Source organism: Mannheimia sp. (assembly GCF_056854775.1).
On sequence record NZ_JBXGGI010000107.1, the window covers coordinates 1 to 14,091 of the forward strand.

Sequence of the window (14,091 nt, forward strand, 5' to 3'; positions counted from 1 at the left end):
CTGATTTTGTTGCACTGGCAATAGCCGAAGCCGAAATTTCAATGCCCGTTAATTCCACATCAACACCTTTGTCTTGCAATGCTTTGGCACAATGTAACCCAAAGCCACCGACACCGCAGAACAGATCCCAACATTTTTGTATCGGTAAGTTTTCAATCCACTGTCGAGCAGTCAAATAAAGTTGGCTTGCAACAAAAGGGTTGGTTTGGAAAAAGCCTTGCGGACGAATAAATAACGGAATACCGTTAAAATGTTCTTCAATGACTTTATGCTCTGTTAGGAATATCTCGGTTTCACCTTCTAAGACGGCTGCGTGTTGTGGTTGAATGTTGAGGCTAACGACCGAATTTTTTGGTAGTTTTTCTACTAAGTGAGGTAACTCTCTTTCGACTAACGCTCGCTTTGTTTCACTTCTTACTACAAAACGGATCATCAGCGATTGATTGAATTGGCTTTCGGTAATCAGAATATATTTCAGCTCGCCTTTTTTCTTGGCAATGTTATAAGGTACTAAACCGGCTCGGGCGATAAAGTCTTTTAAAATCGGAAAAAGAGCCGAAAACGAAGGCGGATAGAGAGAACAATCGGTTAAATCTACACCACTTTGTGCATCATTTTGATCTTTTAAAATGCCGAGAATCGGGCGTTCCACACTACCGGAGACCACCATTTTCGCTTTATTGCGAAACCGGGAAATCGGCGAGCGAACAAGCGGTAAGATTTCGGTTTCATTTTGCAAAATAAAAGGAAAAATTAACCGCTTGAGGTCGGCTTCTTTCTCTGTTAATTGGTTCTGATAGGATAGCTCAAGCCATTGGCAAGAGGTACAATCGCCACGCTCAAAGTGTAAGCAACTAAGTTGATTAGGCTGATTAAGCATTGGCTTCTTTCCACTCTAGCCAGTTATTTTGTAGAGCTGTCAGCTCAGCTTGAGCTTGTTGATAACGTGTGCTGTTTTCTAATTCACGCCAAGTTACGGTTCGACGTTTCATTAATGATAGATGACGTTCTTTTTGAGCTTGGGTGGGCTGGTATTGTAAGCCGTCTAACACCTGTACCACACCCTCAGGTTCATTACAAAGAAGTAATAAATCGCAACCGGCTTGGATCGCTTTTTCAGAACGTTCCACAAAATTACCCATAAAGCCAGCCCCTTTCATTCCTAAATCATCAGAGAAAATCACACCATTGAAATTGAGTTGCTTGCGTAAAATTTCTTTCAGCCAGTAAGCTGAACCACTTGCCGGTTGGCTGTCGCATTGGGTGTAAACTACGTGAGCCGGCATAATCGCAGAGAGTTTACCTTTGCTGATCAATTGTTTAAACGGCAGGATATCGTGGCTGAAAATTTCGGCTTTCGGACGATCATCAAACGGAGTTTCTAAATGCGAATCAGCTAAAACGTGCCCGTGTCCGGGAAAATGTTTGCCTGTGGTTGCCATTCCCATTTCTAACATTCCGTCAATAAAGGCTTCGGCAATAGGTAAAATAGTATTTGGATCTTGCCCGAATGAACGGTCGCCAATTGCTTTGCAGTCGTGTCCTAAATCCAACACAGGAGCAAAACTTAAATCAATGTCTAGCGCGAACATTTCAGCTGCCATTAACCAGCCTGTTTCTTTTGCTAGTTGCGTTGCTTGCTCTGGGGTGTGAGCCAATTGATTAAAAGATTGCATCGCCGGCAGTTTTGTAAAACCTTCACGGAAACGTTGTACACGTCCACCTTCTTGATCGACAGTAATCAATAAAGGTTTTTTCACGCGGCTTCGAATATCTTTTACTAAGGCTTGGATTTGTTGTTTATCGTAAAAATTGCGAGTGAATAAAATTAACCCGGAAACCAAAGGGTGTTCCAGCATTTCCACTTCTTCTTGAGCAAGTTCTTTGTCTTTAATATCAATAAGTAGCATAATTTGTAAAAAATCGGATAAATAAAACCGCTTGTATTGTACATTAAAAAGCCCTTGATTTTCATCAAGGGCTAACGAATTGTTCAGTAATTATATTTGTTGCACTTTTATTTGGTTACGACGCATTTTGATATTGAGCATTTCAACTACAACAGAGAAGCCCATTGCGGTATAAACTGCCGCTTTTGGAATGTGGATATCAAAGGCTTCGCCGACTAACACTACGCCAATTAAAATCAAGAATGCTAAAGCAAGATTTTTAATCGTTGGGTTATTATCAACAAAGTCGCCAATTGCTTTTGCTGCTAACATCATCACACCAACTGCGATCATAATTGCAATAACCATCACGGGAATGTCATCAGCCATTGCTACAGCAGTAATTACCGAATCAAGTGAGAAAATAACATCAAAAATAGCGATTTGTGTCAGTATCATCAAAAAGCCGGTCTTTTTGAGTGAGGTTGTTTCTTCCTCGTGTGAATTAGCCGAAATAGATTCTTTTAGCTCCATCAAACTTTTTACAATAAGGAAAAGACCGCCGATAAGTAAAATTAAGTCTCTACCTGAAATAGCATTACCTGCAATGTAGAAAAGAGGGGTAACTAATTTCATCATCCACGCAAGTGAAAGAAGCAATAAAATACGTGTTCCCATTGCTAAAGCCAAACCGATAATTCGAGCTGATTGGCGTTGCTCAATCGGCAAGCGGGAAACTAAAATACTGATAACAATGATGTTATCGATACCAAGTACAATTTCAAGCCCGGTGAGCGTAACAAGTGCTACCCAAGCTTCAGGATTTGTCATCCAATCAAACATAAAATGTCCTTTTAAAAATAGGGAATTGCTTTTTTTCTATACAAAAGAAAGGCAACATCTTATAGAGAATAGAGGCAAAATTAAAGGGGGGAATATAAAAAGTTTTGTAAAATTTCTGCCGTGAATTGTTTGCGTAAATAAAAGCCTAAAGGCAGTGATTGAACTCGCTCGCCACAAGCATTGATAGCAGAGGTTACAGAGCGATTGTTTCTACCTTTGGGTCTAAGTTGTAAGACTTCACCGTGCTTGGCATTAATTGCGTGAAGTTTGCCGAATACAATCATTTCCATCAACTCTTCCCAATCACGTTTTAATTGGAATTCTTGTTCAAGTGTAGGCGACCATAAAATCGCTTGTCCGATATGGCGTTGATAAAGTGGAATAGTACGTTCGCCTTCGACAGGAATCCATAATACACGCGAAAGTTTATGCTTAACGTGTGAACTTTCCCAAGTAATACCGTTGTTTTGAGTGAGAGGAGCAAGGCTTACAAACGTAGTTTCTAACGGTAAGCCTTTGTGATTAATAGGAATAGTTTTAAGCTCGATACCTAAATGCGAAAAATCTTGATCTGCTTTGCTCCCCGCCTTTGCCCCAAGTGCAGTTTCTATAAGTGTTCCCACCCAGCCCTTGTCTCGTTTGAGATCCGGCGGAACCGGAATATTCAGCATTTCAGCAATTTCACCTATGCTAAAACCTGCTAGCCATTGTGCTTTGGCTAACAGTTCTTGTTCAGTTTGAGGAACACAGGTAAGAGAATAATCATTCATAGAGAATTAATAAACAAGCGGTCGTTTTTTAATGATTTTTTGCAATTGGCATCATTGATAGGGCGAAAAATATTACCCTGCCAATTTACATCCACGCATTACTACGAATAACGCCAACCGCAATGCCTTCAATCTCAATATATTCTTGGCTTGGATTAACCACAATTGGCTTTAACTCATCATTTTCAGGGTGTAAATAAATTAAGTCGCCCTTTTTTTCTAATCGTTTCACTGTTACTTCATCATTCACTCGAGCAACAACAACTTGACCGTTACGAGCGGTATTGGTTTTATGAACAGCTAATAAATCACCGTCTAAAATACCGATTTTCTCCATTGAATTACCGTTTACTTTGAGTAAATAATCAGCAGTCGGATTAAACATAGCCCCATTAACAGGATAATGATTTTCAACGTGCTCTACTGCTAAAATCGGTGTGCCGGCAGCTACTTTGCCGATTAATGGTAAGCCTTCATCTTCATCATTGGCAGCTTCATTTTCGTCCTCAACGAGAATGCGAATACCGCGAGATGTGCCGGAGAGCATTTCAATATAACCTTTACGGGCTAAGGCTTTTAGATGTTCCTCTGCGGCATTGGGTGATTTAAAACCGATTTCTCGTGCAATTTCTACACGAGTTGGTGGCATACCTGTTGTTTCGATATGATTTTTTACAAAATCAAAAATTTCTTGCTGACGAGCAGTTAAATGTTTACGCATCTGGGTTGAACCTCACTGTCTTTATATACAGAAAAGATTGATAGTATATACAGTATTTTTTATTTTGTAACTAATAATTTCACAAAATTATAGAAAAAACTATGGTAGAATGAGGTGAATCAGAGGTTAGACCTCCAAAAATAACAATTCTAAAGGGTATTAATATGTCTGGCTTATTAAATTTCTATCGTGCTTTTCTCAATTTACCACTTTCACTTTTGGTAAAATCCCGTGCTATTCCAACTGATCCCGTAAACGAACTAGATCTGAACTTAGAGCAGCCTATCGTTTATGTGTTGCCTTATACTTCACAAACGGATTTACTGATTTTGCAAAAAAACTGTTTGGCACTAAACTTGCCTGACCCATTGCAAGATAATGTTATTGATGGGCACGCTTTACCTCGCTTCGTATTTTTAGATGAGGGCAGACGCTTTTTTAAATCAAAAGGGGCAAAAAGTGAGACCGAGTCTATTTTTTATCGCTATTTAGATTTACATCGTGAAAAAACGGAGCTAGATGTTCAGCTTGTGCCTGTTTCAGTGTTATGGGGACGAGCTCCGGGTAAAGAAGATGCACGTCATTTGCAAGTTTTAACTTCATTTCAGCGTTTTATGTCAATGGTTTGGTTCGGGCGTGATAATTTTGTCCGCTTCTCACCAGCTGTGTCGCTACGTTATATGGTAACAGAACACGGTGCAGATGAAAAAATTGCACAAAAAATTGCTCGAGTGGCGAAAATGCACTTTGCTAAATTACGTTATTCTGCAATGGGACCTCGTTTGCCTAACCGTGAAGCAATGTTCAATAAAATTCTTAATTCAGAGGTAATTCAAGCTGCAATTGCAGAAGAAGCGAAAAAATCTTCGCCTGAAAAAGCACGTAAAGAAGCGGAAAAAATCATTAATGAGATTGCGGCTGATGTAAAACACGATAGTTTGCGTATTGCCGATCGTGTACTGAGTTGGCTTTGGAACAAGTTATATCAAGGCATTAATGTGCAAAATTCGGATCGTGTCAGAAAACTTGCCTTAGAGGGGCACGAAATTGTGTACGTGCCGTGCCACCGTAGCCATATGGACTATTTGCTTTTATCTTATCTGCTTTATCATCACGGTGTTGTACCACCGCATATTGCAGCAGGGATCAACTTAAATTTCTGGCCGGCAGGTCCGATTTTCCGTAGTTGGGGAGCATTTTTCATTCGCCGTACTTTTAAAGGAAACCGTTTATATTCCACCATTTTCCGTGAATATTTGGCGGAGCTATTCTATCGTGGCTATTCTGTGGAGTATTTCATCGAAGGTGGACGTTCTCGCACAGGGCGTTTGTTACAGCCTAAAACAGGTATGATGTCGATGACTTTACAAGCACTTCAACGTGGCTTAAATCGTCCATTAAGCATTGTGCCGGTATATATTGGCTATGAACACGTTCTGGAAGTGGATACTTATGCCAAAGAGCTGCGAGGGGCGGCAAAAGAGAAAGAAAATGCAGGTTTAGTATTACGCGTACTTAAAAAACTGAAAAATTTAGGTCAAGGCTATGTGAATTTTGGCGAGCCGATTCAGGTAAACAATTATCTAAATCAATATTTCCCTGAATGGAAGGAGCAAACTGAAGATACTCGCCCTAAATGGTTGAATGAGGCAGTAGATCAAATTTCTCATCAAGTGATGGTAAATATCAATAAAGCAGCAGCGGTAAATGCCAAGAATTTAGTCGGTTCGGCATTATTGGCTTCACGCCAGAGAGCTTTATCTCGTGAGCAGCTTATTGAACAGCTTGAGAGCTATGTTCAACTATTCCGCAATGTGCTTTATTCTAAAGATATGACTCTGCCGGAAGAAAGTGCAGCTGAAATGCTTGAGCACGTTATTCAATTACCTCGTTCCGGAGTAACCATTGAGAAAGACAATTTCGGCGAACTCATTCGTTTAGAACGTGAAGCTGCAGTATTAATGACATACTATCGTAATAATGTACAACATCTATTTGTATTACCTTCACTGGTAGCAAGCTTTGTGTTACATCACGAGGCGATTTCAAAAGATTTGGTTATTCAATCGGTTAATCAAATTTATCCGTTCTTGCAAGCAGAGTTATTTTTACACTTTAAGCAAGAAGAAGTAGCAGAACAGGTTGAAGCCATCATCAATGAGTTTGTTCGTCAAGGCATCATTAAAAATGAAAGTGATATGTTGATGATTAACCGTCTGCATATTCGTACATTACAACTTCATTCGGCTGGTGTGCGTGAGATTTTACAGCGTTACTACATCAGTTTAAGTTTATTGCTTGAACAACCGGATATTAGTCGCATTGCATTAGAAAAAGAGAGTAGTTCAGTGGCACAGCGTTTGTCGGTACTACACGGTATTAATGCTCCCGAATTCTTTGATAAAGCCATTTTTTCAACATTTACTAATAGTTTGAAAGCACAAGGCTACTTTGATGGTGGCGATAATTTAGTTACCGAAAAAGTGCAAGAAACTGAGGCATTACTAAGAAGTTTGATTTCTATTGAAGTGCAACAAACCATTCAAGGAGCGATGGCAAAAGTTGATGTAGAAAAAGTCGAACGTGAAAAAGTAGAGAAAGAAAGCTAACAAGCGGTTGTTTTTCTCACCTATTTTGCAAATAAAAAGGCTGAATGTTCATTACATTCAGCCTTTTGTTATTACTTAAATTATTTAGGCTCACCGATTGGTAAAACCGTTCTGCCAAAGCTTTCGTTGATAATATCTGCCGCTGCTAAGTAGAACGCTAAGAATGCCGTTAATAAACCAAAGTTACCACCGATATGCGTGATACTACTGTTGTGGGTGAAATCGCCCGCTGCTAATAAGTAGAACGTAATAGTTAAGCTTAAGAAAATCGCTTGTAACGCACGTGGTTTGGTTAAAGTACCGATGAACATCATAAATGTGAATGTTCCCCAAGCTACTAAATACCAGCCGATAAACTCCGGCGATACAGTTGAAGCAAAGAACACTTTAAATAATGCAAAAGACCACCAGAATGCACCGTAGCTGGTGAAAGCTGTAAAGCCGAAGGTGTTACCTTTAGCAAATTCAAACATACCTGCGATCATCTGTGCAGTACCGCCGAAGGCAAAGCCCATTGCTAATACTAAACCAACGTTTTCGCCACTAAATGTGCCATTATTAATTAAACTTAATAAAAAAGTCGTAAGTGCAAAGCCGCATAAACCGAGCGGAGCCGGGTTAGTTCCTGAATTTGGAGCTGACATTGAAAACCTCTATTGTATTGTTACACCACAAACTGTGGCAATGCTTTTATTCACTTCTAAGAAAGAAGCTATTTTCCCTAAATTTTAGGGCGATAAAGTATAGCGATTTTGCAGCGAATTGACTAGATATTTCGATTTTATTGCGTTTTTTTACAAAAAATTTAAAATTCTGATTGCACTTTGGAAAATAAAGGAAGAAATATGTTGAGTGTATATAATCAAATCACGCAATTTGGGCGAATTCTCGGCTCGCTTTTCTATGCTGAGCCAAACAGTGAACAAAATCAGCCGTTAGTCGCATTATTGCAAAATGGCGAATGGCAGGCAGAATGTGGTTTTTTAAGAGAACATAAGCGGTCAGAAATTCAGAAAAATTTGCAAAATGCCACCTCAGAACAGTTGAATGAGGCTTATCAAACTCTGTTTATCGGACCAAATGCGTTGCCTGCTCCGCCTTGGGGTTCGGTGTATTTGGATAAAGAATCGGTACTTTTTGGCGACAGTTTATTAAATTTACGCACCTTTTTGAATGACAATCAAATTGCTTTTTCCCTTAACCAAAATGAGCCGGAAGATCATATCGGATTGATGTTGATGCTAGTTGCCTATCTTGCAGAAGAAAATCCGAGCCTGCTTAAACCATTTTTTGCCGAACATTTTCTACCCTGGGCGTATCGCTTTTTTGAATTGTTCAATGCAGAGAATTATCCGTTTTATCGAGGCTTAGGTGAATTAACTTTTGAGTTACTAAAAGAATGGCAAAAAAATCTGGAAATTCAACCGATTACATTACAACTTTATCGTTAGATTAAGCTGACAGATAAATGAAAGACGAACGCTATTACGTTGCCTATTTGGAACATAATCGCATTTCACGGCGAGGTCTATTCCGATCCTTAATCGGTGGCGGTCAAAAAGCCCAAGCTGAAAGTGCCGCAGAATTACTTAAAAGAGCTGTGGCACGTCCTCCTTTTGCGGTAGCTGAACCGTTATTTTTGAAATCTTGCAACGGCTGTGGTGATTGCGTTTCTGCTTGCCCTTATGGTTTGATTTTGCTCAAAGAGGGCAAGGCAAGCCTTGAGATCGATTTTTCTGCCTGTGATCTCTGTGGTAAATGTGCCGAAGTCTGTTCAACAGGGGCATTGGCATTGAACGTGCCACCCGATACAGGGCTACGTCCAAACATTGATCTCTCCTGTGTACGGCAGTACCACCAATCTTGCCTGTTTTGTGAAACTGCGTGCAAAACCTCTGCACTTTCGTTTAACTCTACGACTCGGAAAATGCAGCTAGACAATGAAAAATGCAATGGTTGCGGTGAATGTAAAACCGCTTGCCCACATAATTACATCAATTTGGCTCTCTAATTGACGCTGAATATGTGAAGCAAGTTGTTGTTTTTACAGTTTTTTTTGCAAAATTTTGCGGAAAATTGACCGCTTGTTACATTAAATCCTACAAAAAAGTTTCAACTTATTACCTGAAAGTTCCATCACCTTCTAAATTTGACTATTGTCAAAGCCCACCCTAATAAAAATCTGCATAGTATTGGTAATTTTTTATTCTTTTTTCTTTTTTCTTTGTGGGGGAAACTATGCAGAAAAAATCAGAACAACCACTTTCTGTGAATAGACGGGATTTTCTGAAAGGCTCGGCGGCGGTCGGTGGTGTGGCACTGGCGGCAAGCAGCGTACAGATTCCGTTAGCGAAAGCGGAAACCAAGCCTGTGGCAGCAGCCAAAGGCGAAGAAAAGTTGGTGTGGAGTGCCTGTACGGTAAACTGCCACAGCCGTTGTCCGCTCAGAATGCACGTGCAAGACGGTGTGATTAAATATGTGGAAACTGACAACCTAGGCGATGATGTCTATGGCGATTTCCACCAAGTGCGTGCTTGTGCAAGGGGGCGTTCAATGCGTCGCCGTGTTTATAATCCTGACCGTTTGAAATACCCGATGAAACGTGTCGGCAAACGTGGCGAGGGTAAATTTAAACGTATTTCTTGGGACGAAGCCTTTGAGGAAATTGCGTCTAACTTAAAACGCATTATTGCTCAATATGGTAATGAAGCCCTTTATTTACCGTTTGCTACGGGTACGCTTGGGGCGACTGTGGCGGCAAGCTATCCGCCACCACGCAGTATTTCTAACCGCTTTATGAACAGTATCGGTGGCTGTTTAGGGCATCACGGTACTTATAGCTATGCACAGATTTTTGAAGCTATTCCGTATATGTATGGCAGCAATGCGGCGAATAGCCCGACCGATATTGAGAACTCTAAATTGGTAGTTTATTTCGGTAACAACCCCGCAGAAACCCGTATGAGCGGTGGTGGTGTAACTTATCTCTACCAACAAGCTCAAGAACGTTCGCAAGCTAAAACGATTATGATCGACCCACGCTATAACGACACTATTGCAGGCCGTGGCGATTGGATTCCAATCCGCCCGGGTACGGATGCGGCGTTAGTCGAAGGTATGGCGTATGTGATGATTACCGAAAACTTAGTCGATCAAGCTTTCCTAGATACCTACTGTGTCGGCTATGACGAGAAAACCCTACCGGCTTCGGCAAAACCGAATGGCCACTATAAAGCCTATATTCTCGGTGAAGGCGATGATAAAACTGCTAAAACCCCGGAATGGGCAGAGAGAATCACCGGTATTCCAAAAACCAAAATCATTGAATTAGCCCGTGAAATCGCTACGACCAAACCTGCCTATATTTGCCAAGGTTGGGGCCCACAACGCCACGCCAATGGCGAACAGGCATCTCGTGCTATTGCTATGTTAGCTTGCTTGACAGGTAACGTAGGAATTAACGGCGGGAACAGCGGCTCCCGTGAAGGTTTCTACACTATGCCTTTCGTACGTTTACCTGTCGGTAAAAACCCGATTGCAGCAAAAATTCCTATCTTTATGTGGACAGATGCGGTAACCCGTGGCGCAGAAATGACTGCTCTTAAAGACGGTTTGAAAGGCGCGGAAAAACTCAATCAAAACGTTAAATTTATTTTGAACTACGCAGGTAACTGTATCATCAACCAACATTCGGATATCAACCGCACCCACGAGATTTTGCAAGACGAAGGCAAGCTCGAAATGTTGGTGGTGATTGATAACCATATGACTTCCACAGCCAAATATGCGGATATTCTGTTGCCGGATTGTACTACTTCCGAGCAAGCTGACTTCTGTATGGACGGCTCGGCGGGCAATATGGGGTATGTAATTTTTGCTGATAAAGCAATTGAACCACAGTTTGAATGCAAACCGGTGTATGAAATTCTTTCGGGCATTGCCGAGAAAATGGGCGTGAAAGACGTTTTCACCGAAGGCAGAACCCAAGAAGAGTGGTTACACCATCTCTATGCTCAAACCCAAGAGAAAAATCCGTTCTTCAAAGAGATTACGTTTGAGCAGTTCCGTGAGCGGGGGATTATCAAACAGAAAGATCCGGCAGGGCATATGGTCGCTTACAAAAAATTCCGTGAAGATCCGGTGGCGAACCCACTGACCACACCATCGGGCAAAATCGAAATTTACTCCGAACGCTTGGCGAAAATCGCCGAAACGTGGGAATTGCCGGAGGGTGATGTGATTAGCCCGCTGCCGATCTACACCCGCCAATTCGAGGGTTGGGACGATCCGAAGCGTGAGCAGTTCCCGCTGCAACTGGTCGGTTTCCACTACAAATCTCGGGTGCATTCCACCTACGGCAATGTCGATGTGCTGCAACAGGCTTCCTTGCAATCGGTTTGGATTAACCCGATTGATGCCGAAAAACGGGGCATTAAAAACGGCGATACGGTGCGGATTTTCAACGACCGTGGCGAAACCCGTGTGATGGCAAATGTCACGCCACGGATTATGCCGGGCGTGACCGCAATGGGTGAGGGGGCGTGGTATATGCCGGACGGCAATCGGGTCGATCACAATGGCAGCTTTAACGTGCTGACCACGCAACGCCCATCGCCGCTGTCCAAGGGTAATCCGCAGCACACCAACTTGGTGCAAATTGAACGAGTACAAGGGTAAGGGGGTAGAAAATGAGTAAAAAACAGTATGGCTTTTATATTGATTCACAGCGTTGCACAGGGTGCAAAACCTGCGAATTAGCCTGTAAAGATTACAAAGATTTAACCCCAGATGTCAGTTTCCGACGTATTTACGAATACTGCGGCGGCGGTTGGAAACAAGAAGGCGAGGCGTGGACGCAAGATGTGTTCTCTTACTATCTCTCAATCTCTTGCAACCACTGCGACAACCCAGCTTGTGCCAGCGTTTGCCCAAGTGGAGCAATGCACAAACGGGAAGATGGCTTTGTGGTGGTCAATCAAGATGTCTGCATCGGCTGCCAATACTGCTCAATGGCTTGCCCTTACGGTGCGCCGCAATTCAACCAACGCACAGTGCGTATGACCAAATGCGACGGCTGTTTCGAGCGTGTGGAACAAGGCTTAAAACCGATGTGTGTGGAATCTTGCCCACTGCGTGCGTTAGATCTGTTGCCGGTGGATGAACTGCGTGAGAAGTATGGCGAAATCAAAGATGTTGCACCATTACCGCCATCGCACTACACCAAGCCGAATATGGCATTACGTTTAAATACCAACGCCAAACCGACTGATTTTGAAGGCGGTTTCTTAGCTAATCCGAAGGAGGTTTAAAATGGGTGCAGGATTACACGAATTACCGCTGGTTTTCTTCACTGTCTTTGCACAGGCAGTGGTCGGCTGCTTTATCGCATTAAGCTTTGTGCTTACTACGCAAAACGGCAAAACCGCAGAAAACCGCTTGCACTACGTGATGGTGATTTTATGGGTGCTAATGGCGTTAGGCTTTATAGCTTCGACCACCCACTTAGGCTTGCCGGAGCGTGCTTTCAACGCCTTAAACCGTGTAGGGGCATCGGATTTGAGCAACGAAATTTTCACCGGCTCAACCTTCTTCGCTCTCGGAGCAGGTTACTGGGCGTTAGCCACCGCTGCCTTTTTGCAAAAAGATGGCGTAAAACTACCGCTTGTAAGCCAATTAGCAAGCCTTATCGCCCCGATTTCAAGCAAACTGCCGAAAGGCTGGGCGAGCTTGGGCAGAATTATCGTCGCAATCAGCGGTGTGATTTTTATCGGCGCAATGGCGAAACTCTACTTAATCCCAACCGTACCAACGTGGAATACGATATTCACGCCACTTGCATTCGGCTTAACCGCCTTGCTTGCCGGTTTAGCCCTAACGGTGGTGCTATTACAGTTAGCAAAAGTGGAAACAGGACAATCGCTATTTGCCAAACTGGTGGCACTGTTTGCACTGGTGGCAGCGGTGGTGACGTTCTTCCACTATCAGCACCTTGCCCAAACCAAAAATGCGATTTTCAACGCACTGGATTTGGTGCCAAGCTACGCCACTTATACCACTTTTCGCTTTGGCTTGATCGTGGCTGGGCTAGGATTGCTGTTCGCCAGCCTGAAAAAACAGACGGTGGCATTAAGTGGTTTAGGCTTTGTGCTGATTGTCGCTGGGGAACTGATCGCCAGAACGCTGTTCTACGGTACGCATATGACGGTCGGTTTGAAAGCGTTAGGGGGATAACAAGCGGTTGAATTTGACTGGAAATTTGTAAAACTCCGTTGGGGGAGCCTAACGGCGTTTTTACAGGCTTTCTACTAGCTATTCAACACTTTCTATAAATTGACCACGTGATTTTTTGATGATGAACAAATTTGGTTTGAAATGTGGTGAAAGAAATAGTAAAAGGTCGTCTGAAAAGTATCTGGCGACCTTTTTTATGATTGGGCTTAGGTAGTATATTTTTTCCAAGCTTGAGAAAAAGAAGCACTTCTCGACTCTGGTTTAAATTCAGGGATTTTAATTTTCACTTTCATTGGAAAAGGGAAATCAACACCTAACAATAATCCTTCACCTTGCCCCAATACAGGCAAAAAAGATGCTGAACGGTGGTCAATAGAACCAACAGCTTTTTTCACAATTTCCTGATCTTTTTCGTTCGTTAGTCGGTGAACAATCAAAGTACCTATTTGACTCAATACATCTTCGGGAATATCTCTTGGACGTTGTGTTGCTATCGTAACGTTTAAACCATATTTTCGACCTTCTTTTGCTATGTCGCCAAATGCCGTTAAATTCATTTTGCTGATTTCATCGCCAATAGATTTATTTAGGAATTGATGAGCTTCATCAATAAATACAATCAGAGGATTTTCATAAGAAATTTTCTGTTCTCTAGCACAAGAAAGTAATTTTCGTCCTATTGCATTTACCAATAATTCTCGGGCATTAGCTTCAAATGGAACAGCAGATAAATCTAATCGGATAATTTTATTTTCTGATGAGCATAAATCATCAATAATTTTAGGAATTGTTGTTAAAGTATGATCACAATCTAGCATCCATTTTAGATGAAGATTATTTTGCATTGCTTTAACTCTTGATATTAGACTTAAGCAATATCCAACATCATTATCTGCTCTTTTCCCCCATATTGCAGGGTTAGGAACCTGAAATGTACCACCAGTAGGAAATACACATTCAGCTATAATTTGCTCTGCTAATGCTGAAAATCGCCAGGGAACAATAGAATATTGTTTAAATATATTCTG

13 protein-coding genes are annotated in these 14,091 nt (G+C 41.9%); 6 read left to right on the top strand and 7 right to left on the bottom strand.

The features are described 5' to 3' along the window. The 5 genes from ACJHV0_RS07605 to lexA all read right to left on the bottom strand — a co-directional run. Positions 1-880: class I SAM-dependent methyltransferase (locus ACJHV0_RS07605; RefSeq protein WP_483133813.1), on the bottom strand; the 880-nt coding region annotated here is incomplete at its 3' end. Beyond that, positions 873-1,910, bottom strand: coding sequence for a beta-N-acetylhexosaminidase (nagZ, locus tag ACJHV0_RS07610; protein WP_483133814.1), 1,038 nt, complete (start codon positions 1,908-1,910; stop codon positions 873-875). The genes nagZ and ACJHV0_RS07605, both read right to left, overlap by 8 nt. Before the next feature lie 90 nt (positions 1,911-2,000). After that, positions 2,001-2,732 (bottom strand): TerC family protein, encoded by a 732-nt coding sequence (locus ACJHV0_RS07615; RefSeq protein ID WP_483133815.1) that lies wholly within the window; start codon positions 2,730-2,732, stop codon positions 2,001-2,003. Positions 2,733-2,812: 80 nt separating this feature from the next. After that, a complete protein-coding gene (gene mutH, locus ACJHV0_RS07620) occupies positions 2,813-3,502 on the bottom strand; it encodes a DNA mismatch repair endonuclease MutH (RefSeq protein WP_483133816.1) in 690 nt (229 codons plus the stop codon). A gap of 85 nt (positions 3,503-3,587) precedes the next feature. Next, positions 3,588-4,223 (bottom strand): transcriptional repressor LexA, encoded by a 636-nt coding sequence (gene lexA, locus ACJHV0_RS07625; protein WP_025236373.1) that lies wholly within the window; start codon positions 4,221-4,223, stop codon positions 3,588-3,590. A gap of 164 nt (positions 4,224-4,387) precedes the next feature. Here lexA and plsB point away from each other — a divergent pair, with 164 nt between their 5' ends. After that, positions 4,388-6,832: a glycerol-3-phosphate 1-O-acyltransferase PlsB gene (gene plsB, locus ACJHV0_RS07630; RefSeq protein WP_334234830.1), complete on the top strand. Its 2,445-nt coding sequence runs from the start codon at positions 4,388-4,390 to the stop codon at positions 6,830-6,832. 80 nt (positions 6,833-6,912) lie between these two features. Here plsB and ACJHV0_RS07635 read toward each other — a convergent pair whose 3' ends face one another. Beyond that, the gene (locus tag ACJHV0_RS07635; RefSeq protein WP_025236371.1) at positions 6,913-7,476 is read right to left on the bottom strand and encodes an acetate uptake transporter; all 564 of its coding nucleotides are present in this window, start codon (positions 7,474-7,476) and stop codon (positions 6,913-6,915) included. A gap of 201 nt (positions 7,477-7,677) precedes the next feature. Between ACJHV0_RS07635 and dmsD the strand changes: the two genes are divergently transcribed. The 5 genes from dmsD to ACJHV0_RS07660 all read left to right on the top strand — a co-directional run bounded on the left by dmsD (position 7,678) and on the right by ACJHV0_RS07660 (position 13,063). Further along, entirely contained in the window at positions 7,678-8,283 is a 606-nt protein-coding gene (dmsD, locus tag ACJHV0_RS07640) for a Tat proofreading chaperone DmsD (RefSeq protein WP_483133817.1), read from the top strand. Between the two features lie 17 nt (positions 8,284-8,300). Next, positions 8,301-8,843 (top strand): ferredoxin-type protein NapF, encoded by a 543-nt coding sequence (gene napF / locus ACJHV0_RS07645; RefSeq protein WP_483133818.1) that lies wholly within the window; start codon positions 8,301-8,303, stop codon positions 8,841-8,843. Between the two features lie 227 nt (positions 8,844-9,070). Next, positions 9,071-11,509, top strand: coding sequence for a DmsA/YnfE/YnfF family dimethyl sulfoxide reductase (locus ACJHV0_RS07650; protein WP_483133819.1), 2,439 nt, complete (start codon positions 9,071-9,073; stop codon positions 11,507-11,509). A gap of 11 nt (positions 11,510-11,520) precedes the next feature. Further along, positions 11,521-12,141 (top strand): DMSO/selenate family reductase complex B subunit, encoded by a 621-nt coding sequence (locus ACJHV0_RS07655; protein ID WP_483133820.1) that lies wholly within the window; start codon positions 11,521-11,523, stop codon positions 12,139-12,141. Position 12,142: 1 nt separating this feature from the next. Next, positions 12,143-13,063, top strand: a complete 921-nt coding sequence (locus ACJHV0_RS07660) for a DmsC/YnfH family molybdoenzyme membrane anchor subunit (protein WP_483133821.1) — start codon at positions 12,143-12,145, stop codon at positions 13,061-13,063. Between the two features lie 206 nt (positions 13,064-13,269). On the opposite strand, the gene ACJHV0_RS07665 is transcribed toward ACJHV0_RS07660, so the two are convergent. Beyond that, positions 13,270-14,091, bottom strand: an 822-nt coding sequence (locus ACJHV0_RS07665) for an ATP-binding protein (protein ID WP_483133822.1), incomplete at its 5' end; no start/stop codon positions are given.